The sequence below is a fragment of the Cupriavidus sp. SHE genome, assembly GCF_000812445.1.
In the GTDB taxonomy this organism is placed as follows: domain Bacteria; phylum Pseudomonadota; class Gammaproteobacteria; order Burkholderiales; family Burkholderiaceae; genus Cupriavidus; species Cupriavidus metallidurans.
In genome coordinates, this window is record NZ_JWMB01000005.1 from 56,199 (window position 1) to 73,345 (window position 17,147).

A 17,147-nucleotide genomic window follows, 5' to 3' on the forward strand; every position below is an offset into this window, starting at 1 on the left:
GGTCCTGAAGGGGACCACGTATCGGGACAATGTCCCGCCTGGGACGTCCAACCGCCCGCCAGAGGCTGGAACGCCTGTCGCAAAGACATGGCGTGCATCGTGACCGGCTGGCGGCGCCGTGCCTCCCGCTGGCGCGCGTGCGAGGGAGGTAGCGATGAATCTAGCCGCCATTCTGGTCAGCGCGAGCGTGGCCGCGTCCGTGGCCGTGTCCTCCACGCCTGTCGAACGGCAGTTGCTTGCCATCAGTCCCCACGATTTCGCCCAGCAGTTCAATGCCGTTGCCCATGATTCCGGGGCAAAGATGGTCCTGCCGGATTTTCATGCCAAGCCGGGCTGGCATCGGGCCAAGACCAGCGAGGGAATTTCGGTGATGGTGCGCGGGGCGCCGACCGGCTATGCAATCGACGAAGTGATCGTGGTGTGCCAGACCGGCGAGCAATGCCTGCAGACGATTTCCACGGCGGCCCAGGCCATCGACTCGACCATCGACCAGACATTGCTGCAGTACTTCGTGGCCGCGCGCATCGCCGAGCAGATCGGCGAGGTGGCACTGGTGATCTCGGGGCTGGTGTATCTGGTGGTCTCGCCGGACGACCAGGACTACGTGGCGCTGGTTATTCGCCCCTATCTGCCGCAGCAGGAGTTGACCGCGAAGACCCAGGCGGCGCTGCAACCAGCGGCCTTGCCGCCACCCGGCGCCTTAGCGATGTAGCGGAGGCGTTGCGTGGGCCGCGCGCTCATCGCTATGCGAGTGATCGAGATCCATCGCGCGTTGTTCGAGTAGGCGCTGCAGTTCCGTTGCGCCACGATAGTAGTGCGCCAGCAGCAGGCGCAATTCGACGTCATCCAGTGGTTCGCGTAGCAAGTCGCCGTATGCGGCGGCGGCGCGCGCTGCCTGCTGCGCTGCGAAATCGATCAGACCCTGTTTGCCGGCGAGGAAGGGCGGAATCTCCCGAAGACTGACCGGAGGATCGTCGGCATCCTCGTCAGGGATGCCGGCACGCGCCGCCAGTTCCGCGGCCGCGCAATGCTGCAGATTAGCGCGATGCGCCAACTCGGCACGCCACTGAGGTTCTGTAGCCACCGCGGCCACGGCTGCCAACGATTCCGCGCACCGCCTGGCACGGAGGCTGAGCCGCGCCAGTGCAGTGGTCAGTGCTTCCATGACGTACGTCTCCGTTGCATCTCCACCTACTTTAGGTGACGCACGCCCGGTTCGCTCGCGGTACGAATCTTGCGTCCGGCAGTCCTCTTTGTGGCGGTCCTTTTACTCCGGCAATACAGCGATGGCCTCGATCTCGAACAACATGCCATCCAGCGCCAGGCGCGGCACGGGAATCAGCGTGCAGGCGGGGGCCGGCCAGTCACCGAGCATGGCTTGCCACGCGCGGCTGAAGATCGCCAGACGGTCCATCGAATGGTCGACGATGAGCACGGTGATCTTTGCGATATCAGGAATGTCGGCGCCGCCGGCCTGCAGCGCGACGCGCAGGTTGGCAAGCGCCTGTTTCACCTGCTCCTGGAAGCCGGCACGCAAGCCGCCGATCATGTCTTCCCCGCCTTGCCCGGCCGCGAAAATGATCCTTGCCGGGCGCGTCGCTACAGCCACATGCGAATAGCCGTTGAGCTTGGGGTCGTACAGATCGGGAGGATTCATGAACTGGAGATAGGGAGCGCGGGGCGATTCGAGCAGCATGGCAAGGTCCTCAGTGGAAAGTCGCGCCAGTATCAAACCTCAAGTGCGCTTGAGGTCAAGCTGTTTGTAGGCGAGTTTTCACGCTACGATGGCGCATCGTCCGTGACCAGTTTTCCACCACCATGAAACGCGCCCTCGAAGATCATGAAGACCACCCGTTGCGATCCGGCGATCCGCTCACCGTTGGCGAAGTTGCCGCGCGTAGCGGCGTCGCGGTGTCCGCCCTGCATTTCTATGAATCGAAGGGATTGATCTGCAGCACACGAAGTGCCGGCAACCAGCGCCGGTATCCGCGCGGGATACTGCGGCGCCTCGCGGTCATACGGGTGGCCCAGCGCATGGGCTTGCCGCTGTCCGTGATTGCCGAAGCGTTCAGCCGCCTGCCGGATGACAAGGCGCCGACGGTTGCGGACTGGCGACGGCTTTCAGCCGTATGGCGCGCGGATCTGGACGCACGCATCCGCACGCTGACGCAACTCCGCGATCAGCTCGATGGCTGTATCGGATGCGGGTGTCTGTCCCTGAAGGAGTGTCCGTTGCGCAATCCACAGGATGCGCTGGCGGAAGAAGGGCCCGGCCCGCATTTTGGGGCCGGGCCCTGCGAGCACCGGAAATCGGGCAAGGCGCGATGACCGGCGCGGCGGTGAAGCCGCCGGTCAGGGCGCCACGATCACCCGGGTGCGAATGAAGGCATCATCCTTCATCAGCGCCTCCGCCCAGCCGGCCGGCGGCACCAGGCTGATGTCGGTAATCGCGTAGCCGATATCGCCCTCGGTCTGCAGTTGCTGGGCCACGATATTCGCGCCGATCTCGGCCAGCGCCTGGTTGAAGTGCGACAGCGTGCCCGGGCGGTTGTAGTGGATGTTGAGCACGCGAGCCGGAGCCTGTTGCGGCGCCGGCTGAATCTGTGGCAGGTTCACCGCGCCCAGGGTCGCGCCGGTTTCGAGAAAGTTGACCAGCTTGGTCGCCACTTCCACGCCGATGTTCTCCTGCGCTTCCTCGGTGCTGCCGCCGACATGGGGCGTCAGGATGACATTCGGCTTGCCCTGCAGCGGCGAGACGAACGGATCGGCGTTACTGCGCGGCTCTTCCGGGAACACGTCGATGGCCGCGCCGGCCAGTTGCCCGTTGTCCAGCAATTGCGCCAGCGCCGGGATATCCACCACGGTGCCGCGCGAGGCATTGATCAGGATGCTGCCATGTCGCATGGCAGCCAGTGCCTTGGCATCCATGAGGTTGCGTGTCTGCGGCGTGGCGGGGACGTGCAGCGTCACCACGTCGGCCTGCAACAGGGCATCTTCGAGCGAGTGCACCGGCATGGCGCCTCCGATCGACAGGCGGGGGCGGATGTCGTAGAACACCACGCGCATGCCCATCGCCTCGGCCAGGATGCCAACCTGCGCGCCGATGTTCCCATAGCCGATCACCGCCATGGTCTTGCCCCGGATCTCGAAGGCGCCCTTGGCGGTTTTCTGCCATTGGCCGCTGTGGGCGGCGCGGCTCTTCTCCGGGATGCGCCGCATCAGCATGATGGCCTGGCCGATGACCAGCTCCGCCACGGAACGTGTGTTCGAAAAAGGCGCATTGAAAACCGGGATGCCGGCATGGGCAGCCGCGCCCAGGTCCACTTGGGACGTGCCGATGCAGAAGCAGCCGACCGTGAGCAGCCGCTGCGCCTTGGCGAACGCTTCGGCTGTCAGCGTGGTAGCCGAGCGGATGCCCAGCAGTTCGTAATCGCGCGTGGCGGCAAGCAGCGCGTCGCCGGCCAGGGCCTTGCCCTGGGTGGCGAGGTCGATCTGGTGGCGGCTCAGCAGTTGCTGGGCGCTGGCGTGGATGTTCTCGAGAAGCAGGGCGCTGGCCATGATGGTCGGGCTGAATGCAGGAGAGTTGGGAAGGCACGGGGCGTCCATACGCGATATGCGATATGCGGGACGCGCATGGGCACACCTTACCACCGACGCTTACCCGTGCTGTTGACGTGGGCAAGGGGATCAAGGCGATTCCCCCGGGACTCCGGAACCCCGGAGGAGTCGGGACAGCGAAAACATTCAACTCGTGAAATTAGAAAGCTGAATTCGGACCCGGGAGGAATCTGAGACGATGCAGCATCTGCGCCAGGAGGGGCGCATTGTCATCGTCAAGGGGAAACAAGAATGAAGCGCGCGCAATCGGCCGTCCTGACCGCTTTGGCAGCGGGAGGGCTACTGGCTCCGCTGGCATGTCACGCCACGGAAGGCGCACTGGGTCGCCCGGTGACCGGCACGAGTGTGTCGCCCAATGTGGCCGTTATCCCGTCCGAGCCGGTCTGGATTGCAAATTTGCAACAGCTTTACATGGACGGATCGGTCAGTGGCGGCCGGGAAGTGCCGATCGCCGGCAAGACCTCGATCGGTCTCGACGCGAAGGTCGCCTTCACGCTGGCCACGCTGATGAAGGTCTGGGATACCGGCGGAGGGGCGTGGAACTTTGCCTCGAGCTTTACGCTGCCCTACGTCTGGATGTCGGTCCATACAACTGCCGGTATAGGCAATTTCTCGCGTGGGACATCGGATCGGGCCTCCAATCTATACGACATGTACTTCAGCCCGATCATCGCGGGCTATCACTTCTCGAAGACCAGCCATATGGCGCTGAGCTTCAACGTGTGGGCGCCCACGGGCCAGTACGACAAGAGTGCGCTGGCCAACCCGAGCCTGAACAACTGGACCTTCGTACCGCAGATTGCATTTACGCATCTGATGCCGGAATACGGGCTCGAATTCAACGCGGTGGGGGCTTTCCAGTTCTATACGCGGAACACCGCTACCGACTATCAGAATGCGCCGCTGTTCACGCTCGACGTGATGGGCGTGAAGAAATTCGGCAAATGGGGCGCAGGCATCGTGATGGGCACCGTGCAGCAGCTGGGCAACGACAGCGGTCCGATTGCGGACCGCCTGAACGGATTCCGTGGCCGTGACTTCGCCATGGGCCCGATCGTGACCTACGACACTAAACTCGGCGGCAAGGCACCGCTGTCCCTCTCCCTGCGATGGGTACCGACCGTCGCCAGCAAGAACCGTCTGGACAGCACGGCGACGGTGATGGGGAGCGCGACGCTGGTGTTCTGAGGCGCGGCGTGTTCGCAGGTCCCCTTGGGATGAAGGGGCCGGCCTGGCAAGGTACTGGGTGCGTGATGGCACCGCGACTCGCGGTATCATCGCGCCCTTTGTCGTTTACGCCTTACCGCCTTGCCTCAAGCCGTACCCCGTATCGCCCCGCCGGCCCGCCGGCGTCAGCGCCCGCCGGTCACCCCCGGCCGCGCGCTTGGCCCCAATGATTTCGCGTTCTACCGTGGGTACCTGCAGGGGCTGGACCTCGGACGTCTGGCCGACCGCTATCTGGACAAGGGTCTCGATCTGCGCCTGGTCCGTTCCCAGCTTCTCTGGATCGAGGAAGCGCTTGCGCGAGGCGTCAGGCGTCTGGCTACCCGTCCGCGATCCGGTGGCAGCGGCCAGGAGCGGATGCTGACCGAGTCGGCGTGGCTGGCCCTGATTCATGCACCGGCCGGGGAATCCGTCACAGCCAGGCAGACCCGCCAGCGCAGGCTGCTGCGGGCGCTCGACGCGCTCCAGCCGATGCTGCTGACGCGCCCCACTGCAGCCGATGCGGTGAGTGGCTGGTTCGCCCCGGCCATCGCCGCAAGGCTGGCCGACGCCGGCTGGCAGACGCTGGGCGCATTGCAGGCCGCCGTGGGCGCGGGCGGACAGGGCTGGTACCGGCGCGTACCCGGCATCGGCGCGCGGACCGCACGGCAGGTGGAGATCTGGTTGCAGGAGCAGGGCGCCCATATCGGCGCGATGGCTGCCGTATTGGCGCCGGGGCCGCTCGAGTCGCTGCGTGCGCCGGGCGCACGCGCCGATGTCAGGGCGGTTCAGGGCTGGCTGGGCGGCTATCAGCCGGAAGGCGGGCACACCTGGCGCGCCTACCGGACGCAGGCCGAGCGGTTCCTGCTATGGACCCTGCACGCGCGAGGCAAGTCCCTGGCGACGGTGACGGCCGAGGATGGCGCCGCCTATATCGCGTTCCTCGCCGATCCGCAACCTTCCGCCCAGTGGGTGGGCCGGCGCGGCACGCCACGCGACCGCCATGACTGGCGGCCTTTCGAAGGACCACTCTCCCCTGCCAGCATCCGTCATGCACGCAAGATCCTCAGCACGCTGTATGGATGGCTGATCGAGCAAGGCCATGCGCGCGCGAACCCGTTCGAGGTGTTGTCTCTCCCGACTGGCGGGGACACCCCTCGCATCCAGGTTGCCCGCAGCTTCACTGAGCCGCAGTGGCGCTTCCTGCTGCGTCATGTGTCGGATCTGCTGGCCGACGACCCGCGTGCCGCGCGGTTGACCTTTATGCTGCACCTGGCACATGCCTCGGGGCTGCGTATCTCGGAGCAGGCGGCGGCTACGGTCGGGCATCTGACGTGGAACGGACACTGGACGCTTGCGGTGCCGGGCCCCAAGCCGCGCCAGATTCCACTTCCCGAGGCAGTGATCGATGCCCTGCGTGGGCATCTGGCAGCGCGTGGGCTGGGGCGCGGATTCGAAAGCCTGCCGGCTGCCACGCCGCTGATTGGCCGCGTCAAGATTGGTGACGAGGGTGGCGCGCTGTCGGTCGCGCAGATCGGCGCGATCTGGAAGCGGTACTTCGCCCAGGCCGCCACCTTGGCGGGGGCCGAGGATGACGCGGCGCAACTGGCCCAGGCCAGCGCGCACTGGATGCGGCACACGGCGGGTGCGCACGCAGTGGCGCGAGGCGTTGCGCTCGAGGTCGTGCAGCAGCAGCTTGGTCATGCGAGCCTGGACACGACGTCGATGTATGTGTTGGCTGCCTGATGGTCACGTGATGGTCACGTGATGGTCACGTGATGGTCACGTGATGGCCGGCTACCCGGCCTTCGTCGATTTCCTTCAGCCCGGCGCTCGAAAAATCTTACTTCGGTCAGCCTCCGACTCAGCGTAACCTGCCCGAATTCCGGGCGATCCGCACGAGAGGGAGCATTCGCATGACACGGGTGGGGCCGTGAACGAACTGATCGATATCGTCACGCCAACGCCGCCGTCGTGGATGCCGAAGACGGTAGGCTGGCTCGTGGTTGGCGTCGTGCTGCTGGTCGGCGTGCTCTGGCTGGCCTGGAGGACCGCGCGACGCTGGTACGCCAATCGTTTCCGCCGGGCGGCGCTCAGGGAATTGGCTGCCTTGCAGCAGACGGCGGATAGCGCCGAACGGGCCACGCTGCTCTTGTCGCTGGCCGAACTGCTCAAGCGGCTGGCACTGGCCCAGTGGCCCCGGCACTCCGTGGCGGCCCTGTCTGGCCCGGCGTGGCGCGATTTTCTGCACACCCATGCAGGTGGCGCGGGCGATGCGGTTCCGGCTCTCGCTGCGCTGATCGACGATGCCGAGTATCGCGGCGCGGCTACCCTGGCCCAGTGGCCCGAGGCGCAGCTTCGGGCAACCCTTGGCGCGTGCCGGATCTGGATCGCCGGCTATCGGCACGATGCGCACGATGGGCACGATGGGTACGATGATCATCTTTGAGTATCCCTGGCTGTTCGCGCTCCTGCCGCTGCCGTTGCTGCTCTGGTGGTGGCTGCCGCCATATCGCGAGGAAAGCGCGTCGGTCCGCTTGCCGTTTTTCGGGGAGGTGGCCAGTGCCGCTGGCCTGAAGCCCGCGCTCGGGGCGCACGTGCCACGGCGCAATCTCGTCCAGTTGCTGCTGGGGCCGATTGCATGGGGCCTGGTAGTCGTTGCGCTGGCCCGTCCGCAGTACCTCGAGCCGCCGCTGCAACGGACCCAGCCCGTGCGCGATCTGCTGCTGGCGCTCGATCTGTCGCAGTCGATGGACACGCGCGACTTCAAGACCCCATCGGGCGTCCTGGAGCCGCGTGTCGATGCCGTGCGGCAGGTGGTGGCGGATTTCGTGGCGCGCAGGACCGGTGATCGCATCGGGCTGATCGTATTTGGCGATGCCCCGTATCCGCTGGCCCCTTTCACACTCGACCACGCACTGGTGCGTGAACTGCTGGCCGACATGGTGCCCGGCATGGCCGGGGCAAGCACATCGCTCGGTGACGCCATCGGCCTCGGTATCAAGATGTTCGACCAGAGTCACGCGCAGGAGAAGGTGATGATTCTGCTGACCGACGGCAATGACACCGCCAGCCGGATGCCGCCGGCTCAGGCGGCCGACATCGCGAAGACGCGCGGCGTGGTGGTCCATACCGTCGGCATCGGGGACCCGGCCACGACCGGCGAGCAGAAGGTCGATCTGGACGCGCTGAAGCACATTGCCAGCACCACCGGAGGCCGGTACTTCTTTGGCGCCGACCAAACCAGCCTGGCCTCCATCTACGCCACGCTGGACCGCGTCACGCCGCACAGGGAGAAGACACTGACCTGGCAGCCGCGCCGCGAGTTGTTCATGTGGCCGCTTGGCGCCGCCGTGTTGCTGATGCTGTGCTACCAGTTGGCGATGGCGCTCTACGCGCGCTGGCTGGCGCGGGCGGCTGCGTTGGAATCGACCGCATGAGTGCGTACGTCGAGGCCCTGGCCGAGTTTCATTTTCTGAGGCCCTGGTGGCTGCTGGTGCTGCTGGCGGCGATCTGGCTGCCCTGGGCTGTGCGGCGCCGTGACGATATTCGCCGACGCTGGCGGGGTGTCATCGCGCCCCATCTGCTTAATGCGCTGGTGGTTGGAGGGACCCGCAAGCGCGCGCTGCGCCCGGTACATCTGTCGGCCTTGCTGCTGGCATTGGGCGCCATCGCGCTGGCGGGGCCGACCTGGGAGCGCGAACGGCCGCCGTTTCCGTCGGACAAGGCACCGCTGGTCATTGCCGTCGACCTGTCGCCGACGATGGACGCCATCGACGTGACCCCGACCCGGCTCGAGCGAGCCAAACTCAAGATCAAGGCATTGCTGGCCCGGCGCGACGGCGGGCGCACGGCGATCTATGCGTATGCTGGCTCGACCCATCTGGTACTGCCGCTGACCGATGACCCGACGCTGCTGCAGACGTTCGCCGATGCGCTGCAGACCCGCATCATGCCGGTGCCCGGCAAGGACACCGTGCTGGCCGTGCGGACCATCGACGCAGCGCTGAAGAAGGAGACCGTTCCCGGAACCATCCTGTTGCTGACCGATGGCGTGGAGCCCGCGGCCGTGGAGCCGCTTCACGCCTACGCCCGCTCGGCGCGGACGCAAGTGGTGGTGCTGGCCATCGGGACGGCGGATGGCGGGCCGCTGCGCGGTCGCGATGGCACCGCGCCGGGGCTGGACTCAGCTACGCTTCATGCGCTGCGCGCGGCGGACATCGACGTTGCGACGCTGACCCCCGATGGCGATGCCGACGTGGCGTGGGTACAGCGCCATGTGCGGCAGCACGTGGAACAGGCCGCGTCGCCCGACACGGTGCGCTGGCACGACGTGGGCTGGCCCCTGACGATTCCAATCGCGCTGCTGGCGCTGCTCTGGTTCCGCAAGGGCTGGACGATCCGCTGGATCGTCGGCATCGGCGCGGCCATGGTGCTGGCTGCGCCGCAGGCCGATCTGCGGGCGCAATCCACCGCCGCCCCGCGAGCATGGCGCTTGGCCGATCTCTGGCTCACGCACGACCAGCAGGGGCGGAGGGCGTTCGAACAGGGCAAGTTCGCGGAGGCTGCGACGCAATTCGACGATCCGATGTGGCGCGGCGTGTCGTGGTACCGCGCAGGTAAGTTTGCCGAGGCCGCGCGCGAGTTCGAGCACATCAGCAGTCCGGACGGGCATTTCAATCTGGGCAACGCGCTGGCGAAGCAGGGCAAGTATCAGGAGGCCATCCCGCAGTACCGGCTGGTACTGCAGCAGCGGTCCGGCTGGGCGCCAGCGCAGCGGAACCTGGCGCTGATGCAGGAGTTGATCGAGCGCCAGAAGCAGAGCGAGAAGCACGACGAAGAGGCGCCAGACGTCAAGCCGGATCAGATCCAGTACGACGCCTCGACGCCACCGCCCCCTCCCGGTGGTGACAAGATGCAGAAAGGCCTCGCGCAGCAAAACGCGGAGATGTGGATGCGCGCGATTCAGACGTCTCCAACGGAACTGCTGGCGCGGAAGTTCGCGCTGCAGAGACAACAGGGGAAGCCATGATCGCGCGCCTGCTTGCTCTGATCGCGTTCTGCATGGCGGCTCTGGCCCATGCGGCCGAGCCGGCGCCGATCGTTCGCGTTGAGGTTGGCGGCAACGGTGCCCAGCGTCCCGCCGTGGTTGGGCAGTCCGTCCAGATTTCGGTGACGATCCTGGCGCCGAACTTCTTCATGTCGGCGCCGGTGTTCCCGCCACTTCAGGTGGCTGGCGCCGTGATCACGATGCCGGACGATCGCGCCGTCAACTCAACCGAGACGGTGGGCGGCGTCAGCTATGCGGCGATCACCAAGACCTATGTACTGACTCCGCAAAGCGCCGGCGATTTCACGCTGCCGCAGCCGGAGGTCCCGTTTACGTACGCGGGTAATGACGGCAAGCCGCTCTCCGGCAGCATCACGTTGCCGCCCACCGTGATTCATGCCGGAGGGCAGGGCGGGAGCGGTGCGCCGGGCGCGGCATCTGGCTTGCAGGCAATTGTCGGCACGCTTCCGGCCGGACCCCTCCAGATCACGCAACAGTTCGATCGCCCGGTCACGGGCAAGGATGCTCACCTGCGCGCAGGCGATGCCGTGGTCCGGACGATCACGATCGTCGCGCCCAATGCGCCGGCCATGATGATCCAGCCGCCCGTGCTCGAGGCGCCAGTTGGGGTGAAGCTGTTCAAGGCGGATCCGAAGCTATCCGATGGCGCAGCCGGTGCCGGCGAAACCCCGGGCGGGCGGCGCGTGGAGCGCGTGACCTATGTGTTCGAGTCCAGCGGCAGTCACACGCTGCCGGCGGTGACCGTGAAATGGTATGACCCCGCCAGCGGCAAGCCTTCCGAGTCTGTGGCTCCGGCCATTACCGTGGAAGTGGGCCGAGCTGGGGCGGGCCTGGGCCTTGCGCCGACCGGCGACGCGTTCGGCGCAGAGGACTGGTGGCCGGCCTGGCTCGACGGCAGGGTCTTCGCTGGATTGGTGGGGCTGGCCGTGATCGCCCTGGCGGCGTTCGGGCTGCGCAGGCGGATGCCGGTCTGGTGGCATGCGCAACTGAAGGCATGGAAGACCGCCTGGCGCGAGTTGCGTGGCCCGCTGCCACCGCTCAACCCATAACCGGTCTGGGCGCCATTAAGAATCTTGTAAAAAATCATTCAGATCAGTCAATAAAATATTGCATTCCTTCGCCGAGCCAGGATGCTCATACTGCCCGAGTTCAGGATTGCACCGGGCAAGGAACACTGATGGCACGTAAACAGCAGGAAAGAGCGGCGGCTGCGAGCGCGGCGCCGTCATCGTGGCGGCGGCGGATGTGGCTGGGCGCATTGGTCGTAGGGATGGCCGGGGCGGGCGCAGCCGGCACGGTCTGGTATAGCCGGCACAATGGGCAGGGCGTGGACCCCGCGTCGATTCGCGCGGGCGACGGCGTCAACGGCCCGGCCGGCATGGTGCATGTCCCGGGCGGCGAATTCCTGATGGGTAGTGACCACAAGATGTCCCAGGCCAACGAGCGCCCGGCACACAAGGTGCAGGTCAAGGCCTTCTGGATGGATCAGCACCACGTCACCAATGCCGAATTTCGCAAGTTCGTCGAGGCCACGGGCTACCTGACCACGGCGGAGCGCAAGCCGGACTGGGAGACGCTGAGGGTTCAGCTTCCGGCCGGCACGCCACGCCCGCCTGACAGTGCGATGGTTGCGGGCGGGATGGTCTTCGTCGGCACCAACAGCCCGGTGCCGCTGCGCGAATACTGGCGCTGGTGGCGCTTCGTACCCGGCGCGGACTGGCGTCACCCGACCGGCCCGGGTAGCTCGATCGACGGCAAGGACAATCATCCCGTCGTGCAGGTCTCGTATGAAGACGCGCAGGCGTATGCCAAGTGGGCCGGCAAGCGTCTGCCCACCGAGGCCGAGTGGGAGTTTGCCGCCCGTGGCGGCCTGGAGCAGGCCACCTACGCCTGGGGCGACAAGTTCGCGCCGGATGGCCGGCAGATGGCGAACGTCTGGCAGGGCCAGCAGGTGCAGCCGTTCCCGGTGGTCAGCGCCAAGGCGGGCGGCGCGGCTGGCACCAGTGCTGTCGGCACGTTTCCAGGCAATGGTTACGGGCTCTATGACATGACCGGCAACGCCTGGCAGTGGGTGGCCGACTGGTATCGCGCGGACCAGTTCCGCCGCGAAGCCACGGTGGCGGCCGTGCCGCAGAATCCGACCGGCCCGACCGATTCGTGGGACCCGACCGAACCGGGCGTGCCGGTGTCGGCGCCCAAGCGGGTCACGCGCGGTGGCTCGTTCCTCTGCAACGAGGACTTTTGCCTCAGCTACCGCCCGAGTGCCCGGCGCGGTACCGACCCATACACCAGCATGTCGCACCTCGGCTTCCGGCTCGTGATGGATGACGCCCGTTGGGCGGAAGTTCGCAAGCAGCCAGCCGTGGCAATGGCCGCGGGCGGGCAGCAGAACGTGCAGAAATAACGCATCGAAGCCGCAAGCCGCAAAGCCGCCATACAAGAGACGCACTGAACCGGAGAGAACCTGATGGAAAATGCCCGCGCACCGTGGTTGCGACGCTGGATCAATACCGCGGTCGCGGCCCTTGTCATTGGCGCCACCGCCACCACGCTGGGTGGATGCGCATCCAGCGCGCCGCAGTCTGGCGGCACGCAGGAATCGGCGCAGACCGCCGTCAATGCCGAGGCGGCACTGCCGTCCTGGCGCGATGGGGCCACGCGCAAGACGATCATCAAGTTCGTGGCCGACGTGACGCAGCAGGGCTCGCCGACCTACGTGCCCCCGGCTGAACGGATCGCCGTGTTCGACAACGACGGCACGCTGTGGAGCGAGCAGCCGTTGTATTTCCAGTTCTTCTTCCTGCTCGATCAGGTCAAGGCGGCGGCACCTTCGCATCCGGAATGGAAGAACAATCCGGCGTTCAAGGCGCTGATGGCCAATGACATGGCCGGGCTCATGCGCGAGGAAAAGCGGTTGCTGCCCCTGATCACGGCGGCGAACAGCGGCATGACCGTCGACGAATATGACCGCACGATTCGCGCATGGATCGATACGGCGCGGCATCCAAAGCTCAACCGGCGCTACACGGATCTCGTCTACCAGCCGCAGTTGGAACTGCTGTCGTATCTGCGGGCCAACGGCTTCAAGACGTATATCGTGTCCGGCGGCACGATCGAGTTCATGCGTCCCTGGACCGAGCGCGTGTACGGGATTCCGCCTGAGCAGGTGGTTGGCTCGACCCAGACCATCACCTATGACGTCCGCGACGGCAAGCCGGTGCTGATGCGTGGTCCTAAACTCGACTTCATCGACGATGGCCCGGGCAAGCCGGTCGGCATCTATCGCCAGATTGGCCGCCAGCCGATCCTGGCGGTGGGCAACTCCGACGGCGACCTGCAGATGCTGCAATACACGATGGCCGGCACCGGCGCGCGCCTGGCCATGCTGGTCCACCACGACGATGCCCAGCGCGAGTTCGCCTACGATCGCCAGTCGAAGATCGGCAAGCTCGATAGGGCGCTTGACGAAGCGACGACGCGTGGCTGGACCGTCATCAGCATGCAGAAGGACTGGGCTCAGATCTATCCCGCCGCGAAGCCGTGAAATGCCCCTTCAGGCTGCCCCCTCGGTTGACACCTCGGTTGACCCTTGGGGTTGCGTTGCCAGCGCGGACGGAACAATACAAACCACAACACCAACACCAACAATAGCGGAGCCCTCGATTGGCAGACTTCACAGGCAACAAGCGCGGCAAGAAACGTGACGGCAGCCGACCGTAAGCTGGGGCAGGGGATGCGTGCGAAACGGCGGCCAGCCCAAGCATCCGAGCCTGCAGCCGTGCCGCGGTCGACCGCGTGGCGATGGCCCGCGTTGCTGCTGATCCTGTCCGGCGCCGCGGGCCTGGTCTATCAGGTGCTGTGGATCAAGCAGCTTTCGCTGGTGGTCGGCGTCGAGGTGCAGGCGGTGACCACCGGTGTCAGCGCGTTCTTCGCGGGCCTGGCGCTTGGCGGCTGGCTGGTTGGCCGTCATGCCGATCGCAGTACGTCCGCCTGGCGGCTATACCTCTGGCTCGAAGTCGCCATCGCCCTGCTGGGTATTGGCGCGACGCTGGCGCTGGCTCATGCGGCGGCGCCGTTCGCATGGCTGCAGTTGCGCGCGGGGGCCGTGGCGTGGGCGCTTCCCGTGCTGCTGGTCGGCCTGCCCGCGGTCGCAATGGGCGGCACGCTGCCGGCGCTGCTCCGGGCGGTGACGCCCGCCGAGCACGAACTCGGCGGCCACGGCGGCCGGTTCTACGCGGCCAACACGGCCGGTGCCATTGCGGGCACGCTGCTCGCCGGGTTTGTGTGGATTCCTGCGTTCGGCGTCACGGGTAGCGCCTGCGCGGCAGCCGCGCTGAACCTGCTGGCCGCACTCGGCGCGTACTGGATGGTCCGCCGCGCCCCCAAAGCGACCACCCAGACCGTGCCACAGGCGCAAGCCGAGGCAACGCCAAGGACTGGGCAGCGCGCACTGGCGCTCACGCTTTATGCCCTGGCCGGCGGTATCGCGCTTGGCTACGAGGTGGTCTGGTCGCAAGCCATTGTCCAGTTCCTGAGCACGCGCGCATTCGCGTTCGCGGTGATGCTCGCCACGTATCTGGCGGGCCTCATGCTTGGTAGCGCGCTGGTGGCACGCAAGGTCGATCGAGCCAGGGACCCTTGGGGTGTGTTCGCGGCGCTGGTTGTCGGCGCGGGGCTGGCGGGTCTGGTCGAGTTCGCATGGCTGGGTGAATGGCTCCCGGTCGCCCAGTCCGTGGTGTCGCAGCGCGTGCTCGGTGCCACCGGCAGCCAGCTTGCCGCCATGTGCGCGAGCTTTGGCATGGCGGCGTTTTGTATTGTGTTCGTGCCGACGGTGCTGCTTGGCGCGGCGTTTCCGTATGTCGTGCGACTCTCCGTCGATGTCTCGCGCCCCGGTTCAGGGCTCGGCGCCGTGCTTGCAGTGAATACGCTGGGCGGCATTGCTGGCTCGGTGCTGGCCGGCTTCGTGCTGGTGCCGTGGATCGGCGTGGTCCATACGCTCGGCGTGCTGGCCGTGGCGAGCGGCGTCGTGGCGGTGCTGGCTACCGCATTCGGCACCGGCGTGCACCGCCTCGCACGGGTGGCCGTGCCGTTGCTGGCCGTGGTGACCTTGATCGTGGCCGTGGTGACGCCGGCCGATCGGCTTGCCGCATTGCTGGCGCAGACGCGCGGCGGTGAACTTGTTTTCTACGAGGAAAGCCGCGGCGCCACGGTGGCCGTGGTCGAGCAGGGCAAGGCCCGTCAACCGTTCCGCCGGCTCTATATCCAGGGCGTCTCGAATTCCGGCGATACGATGACGTCGCTGCGCTATATGCGGTTGCAGGCGCTGCTGCCCCTGCTGATCCATAACGGCGCACCGCGCTCGACCCTGGTGATCGGCCTTGGGACCGGCATTACCGCTGGCGCGCTGCTGCAGTATCCGGGGCTCGAGCATCGGGTAGTGGCCGAACTGCTGCCCGCCGTGGTGCGTGCCGCGCCGAACTTCCAGGGCAACTACGGCGTGACTGGCGACAAACGTGTCGACATCCGCTTGCGCGACGGCCGGCGCGAGCTGCTGCAAAGCACCCAGCGTTACGACCTGATCACGCTGGAGCCGCCGCCGCCGTCGGCCAGCGGTGTCGTGAACCTGTACTCGCGTGATTTCTATCGTCTCGCCGCGCAGCGTCTGGAGACGGGCGGTATCGTGGCGCAATGGCTGCCCCTGCCGACGCAGAATCCCGAGGACACCCGCTCGCTGGTGCGTAGCTTCCTCGATGTGTTCCCGCACGCCACGCTCTGGACCACCGAACTGCACGAGATGCTGTTGGTTGGATCGTTGCAGCCGGTCACGCTTGACGTGGCGCGTATCCAGTCGCGTTTTGCCGATGCCGGGGTCAGCGCGGCGCTGCGGTCCGTCGGCGTGGCATCGCCTGCCGCCTTGCTGGCTACCTACGTGACCGACCGCACCGGCCTCGACTGGTTTGCCAGCGACGCGCCCGCCGTGACGGACGACCGTCCGCGCATCGAATACTCGGGCTGGGTGCGCAAGCAGTCGTTCCCGCCCGTGCTGGAGGAGTTGCTGAATCTCTCGTCCGAACCGCAATTGCAAGGCGCGGACGACGCGCTGCAAGTCGCCATCCGGCGCGAGCGGGCCAACCTGCATTCGTTCTATCGCGCCGGGCTTGATGCATACCTGGGCGACCGCCAGCAATGGATGCGCGATATCTCGCAGGTGATGCGCGAGGATCCGGGCAATCCGTACTACAACTGGTTCACGGGAGGCGCGCAATGAGCGCTCGCGACGATTTTCTGGCGCTGCAGGCGCGTATGGGCGAATCCATCGTCGGCCAGGCACGCATGATCGAGAGACTGTTGCTTGGACTGCTTGCCGACGGGCACCTGCTGGTGGAAGGCCTGCCGGGGCTGGCCAAGACCCGTGCCATCAAGAGTCTGGCGAAGCATCTCGACGCGCGGCTGTCGCGCGTGCAGTTCACGCCAGACCTGCTGCCCGCCGACATCACTGGCTCGGACATCTATTACAGCGAAGGCGGCAAGGGCGAATTTCGCTTCCAGCCGGGTCCGCTGTTCGCGAACCTGATTCTTGCGGATGAAGTCAACCGTTCCCCGGCCAAGGTGCAATCGGCGTTGCTCGAAGCCATGGAGGAGCGGCAGGTCACCGTGGGCGGTAATACGCACCCGCTGGAACGGCTGTTCCTGGTCATGGCCACGCAGAACCCCATCGAGCAGGAAGGCACTTATCCGCTGCCAGAAGCGCAGATGGACCGCTTTCTGATGCACGTGAACGTCGACTATCCCGCGGCCGATGCCGAAGCGGAGATCATCCGGCTGGCGCGTGCCGAGGAAGAACCGGACACCCATCAGGGTGGTGCCGGTCGCAGCGAAACCCGCATGTCCCCGGCAACGGTGTTCGACGCGCGCCGGCAAATCCACGAGATCAAGGTGAGCGAACCGGTGGAGCGCTATATCGTCGCGCTTGTGCAGGCCACGCGCGATCCCGCGCGTCTCGACGACGATCTGAAACGCTGGATCGAGGTGGGTGTGAGCCCGCGTGGTTCGATTGGTCTCGACAAGGTCGCGCGGGCGATCGCCTGGCTGCGCGGGCGCGACTACGTCACGCCCGAGGACGTGCAGGCGGTGGTGCACGACGTGTTCCGGCACCGGCTGATCCTCTCGTACGACGCCCACGCGGCGGGGGTCAGCGCCAACGCGGTCATCGACCGCCTGGTGCAGCGCGTGGCGGTGGCCTGAGGCCATCCGG

General features: G+C 66.5%; 15 protein-coding genes. 12 read left to right on the forward strand and 3 right to left on the reverse strand.

Annotated elements, in window-relative coordinates:
• Window positions 1-154 precede the first annotated feature (154 nt).
• A complete protein-coding gene (locus RN01_RS01960) occupies window positions 155-712 on the forward strand; it encodes a hypothetical protein (RefSeq protein ID WP_008649555.1) in 558 nt (185 codons plus the stop codon).
• On the opposite strand, the gene RN01_RS01965 is transcribed toward RN01_RS01960, so the two are convergent.
• Both RN01_RS01965 and RN01_RS01970 read right to left on the reverse strand, forming a co-directional pair.
• Window positions 701-1,165, reverse strand: coding sequence for a hypothetical protein (locus RN01_RS01965; protein ID WP_017513822.1), 465 nt, complete (start codon window positions 1,163-1,165; stop codon window positions 701-703). The two genes, RN01_RS01960 and RN01_RS01965, sit on opposite strands and share 12 nt — an antisense overlap.
• A gap of 102 nt (window positions 1,166-1,267) precedes the next feature.
• On the reverse strand, window positions 1,268-1,696 hold the full coding sequence (locus RN01_RS01970; RefSeq protein WP_008649559.1) for a RidA family protein: 429 nt from the start codon (window positions 1,694-1,696) through the stop codon (window positions 1,268-1,270).
• A 122-nt stretch (window positions 1,697-1,818) separates the two neighbouring features.
• Between RN01_RS01970 and soxR the strand changes: the two genes are divergently transcribed.
• Window positions 1,819-2,328: a redox-sensitive transcriptional activator SoxR gene (gene soxR, locus RN01_RS01975; RefSeq protein WP_017513821.1), complete on the forward strand. Its 510-nt coding sequence runs from the start codon at window positions 1,819-1,821 to the stop codon at window positions 2,326-2,328.
• 24 nt (window positions 2,329-2,352) lie between these two features.
• Here soxR and serA read toward each other — a convergent pair whose 3' ends face one another.
• Window positions 2,353-3,606 carry a phosphoglycerate dehydrogenase gene (gene serA, locus RN01_RS01980; protein WP_017513820.1) on the reverse strand — a complete coding sequence of 418 codons (1,254 nt, stop codon included), beginning with the start codon at window positions 3,604-3,606 and terminating at the stop codon, window positions 2,353-2,355.
• A gap of 243 nt (window positions 3,607-3,849) precedes the next feature.
• Between serA and RN01_RS01985 the strand changes: the two genes are divergently transcribed.
• From RN01_RS01985 to RN01_RS02030, 10 genes are all read left to right on the forward strand, one after another.
• Window positions 3,850-4,806, forward strand: coding sequence for a transporter (locus RN01_RS01985; protein ID WP_024570772.1), 957 nt, complete (start codon window positions 3,850-3,852; stop codon window positions 4,804-4,806).
• A gap of 120 nt (window positions 4,807-4,926) precedes the next feature.
• Window positions 4,927-6,567, forward strand: a complete 1,641-nt coding sequence (locus RN01_RS01990; RefSeq protein ID WP_017514676.1) for a phage integrase family protein — start codon at window positions 4,927-4,929, stop codon at window positions 6,565-6,567.
• A 187-nt stretch (window positions 6,568-6,754) separates the two neighbouring features.
• Window positions 6,755-7,270 carry a DUF4381 domain-containing protein gene (locus RN01_RS01995; RefSeq protein ID WP_017514677.1) on the forward strand — a complete coding sequence of 172 codons (516 nt, stop codon included), beginning with the start codon at window positions 6,755-6,757 and terminating at the stop codon, window positions 7,268-7,270.
• Entirely contained in the window at window positions 7,257-8,261 is a 1,005-nt protein-coding gene (locus RN01_RS02000; protein WP_024570774.1) for a VWA domain-containing protein, read from the forward strand. The genes RN01_RS01995 and RN01_RS02000 overlap by 14 nt, the downstream gene beginning before the upstream one ends.
• On the forward strand, window positions 8,258-9,853 hold the full coding sequence (locus RN01_RS02005; RefSeq protein WP_024570775.1) for a VWA domain-containing protein: 1,596 nt from the start codon (window positions 8,258-8,260) through the stop codon (window positions 9,851-9,853). Before RN01_RS02000 ends, RN01_RS02005 begins: the two co-directional genes overlap by 4 nt.
• Complete coding sequence (locus tag RN01_RS02010) at window positions 9,850-10,941, forward strand: BatD family protein (RefSeq protein ID WP_017513182.1); 1,092 nt, start codon at window positions 9,850-9,852, stop codon at window positions 10,939-10,941. Before RN01_RS02005 ends, RN01_RS02010 begins: the two co-directional genes overlap by 4 nt.
• A 128-nt stretch (window positions 10,942-11,069) precedes the next feature.
• Complete coding sequence (locus RN01_RS02015; protein ID WP_029700515.1) at window positions 11,070-12,296, forward strand: formylglycine-generating enzyme family protein; 1,227 nt, start codon at window positions 11,070-11,072, stop codon at window positions 12,294-12,296.
• 63 nt (window positions 12,297-12,359) lie between these two features.
• On the forward strand, window positions 12,360-13,436 hold the full coding sequence (locus tag RN01_RS02020) for an HAD family phosphatase (RefSeq protein ID WP_017513184.1): 1,077 nt from the start codon (window positions 12,360-12,362) through the stop codon (window positions 13,434-13,436).
• 189 nt (window positions 13,437-13,625) lie between these two features.
• Window positions 13,626-16,160 (forward strand): fused MFS/spermidine synthase, encoded by a 2,535-nt coding sequence (locus RN01_RS02025; RefSeq protein WP_038316093.1) that lies wholly within the window; start codon window positions 13,626-13,628, stop codon window positions 16,158-16,160.
• Window positions 16,157-17,137 carry a MoxR family ATPase gene (locus RN01_RS02030; RefSeq protein WP_017513186.1) on the forward strand — a complete coding sequence of 327 codons (981 nt, stop codon included), beginning with the start codon at window positions 16,157-16,159 and terminating at the stop codon, window positions 17,135-17,137. The genes RN01_RS02025 and RN01_RS02030 overlap by 4 nt, the downstream gene beginning before the upstream one ends.
• Window positions 17,138-17,147: the final 10 nt, after the last annotated feature.

Bases quoted from the DNA above. Each gene is read 5' to 3' on its own strand.
- RN01_RS01960 (WP_008649555.1), top strand. From the start codon at position 155: ATGAATCTAGCCGCCATTCTGGTCAGCGCGAGCGTGGCCGCGTCCGTG.
- RN01_RS01965 (WP_017513822.1), bottom strand. From the start codon at position 1,165: ATGGAAGCACTGACCACTGCACTGGCGCGGCTCAGCCTCCGTGCCAGG.
- RN01_RS01970 (WP_008649559.1), bottom strand. From the start codon at position 1,696: ATGCTGCTCGAATCGCCCCGCGCTCCCTATCTCCAGTTCATGAATCCT.
- soxR (WP_017513821.1), top strand. From the start codon at position 1,819: ATGAAACGCGCCCTCGAAGATCATGAAGACCACCCGTTGCGATCCGGC.
- serA (WP_017513820.1), bottom strand. From the start codon at position 3,606: ATGGACGCCCCGTGCCTTCCCAACTCTCCTGCATTCAGCCCGACCATC.
- RN01_RS01985 (WP_024570772.1), top strand. From the start codon at position 3,850: ATGAAGCGCGCGCAATCGGCCGTCCTGACCGCTTTGGCAGCGGGAGGG.
- RN01_RS02000 (WP_024570774.1), top strand. From the start codon at position 7,257: ATGATCATCTTTGAGTATCCCTGGCTGTTCGCGCTCCTGCCGCTGCCG.
- RN01_RS02005 (WP_024570775.1), top strand. From the start codon at position 8,258: ATGAGTGCGTACGTCGAGGCCCTGGCCGAGTTTCATTTTCTGAGGCCC.
- RN01_RS02010 (WP_017513182.1), top strand. From the start codon at position 9,850: ATGATCGCGCGCCTGCTTGCTCTGATCGCGTTCTGCATGGCGGCTCTG.
- RN01_RS02015 (WP_029700515.1), top strand. From the start codon at position 11,070: ATGGCACGTAAACAGCAGGAAAGAGCGGCGGCTGCGAGCGCGGCGCCG.
- RN01_RS02020 (WP_017513184.1), top strand. From the start codon at position 12,360: ATGGAAAATGCCCGCGCACCGTGGTTGCGACGCTGGATCAATACCGCG.
- RN01_RS02025 (WP_038316093.1), top strand. From the start codon at position 13,626: ATGCGTGCGAAACGGCGGCCAGCCCAAGCATCCGAGCCTGCAGCCGTG.
- RN01_RS02030 (WP_017513186.1), top strand. From the start codon at position 16,157: ATGAGCGCTCGCGACGATTTTCTGGCGCTGCAGGCGCGTATGGGCGAA.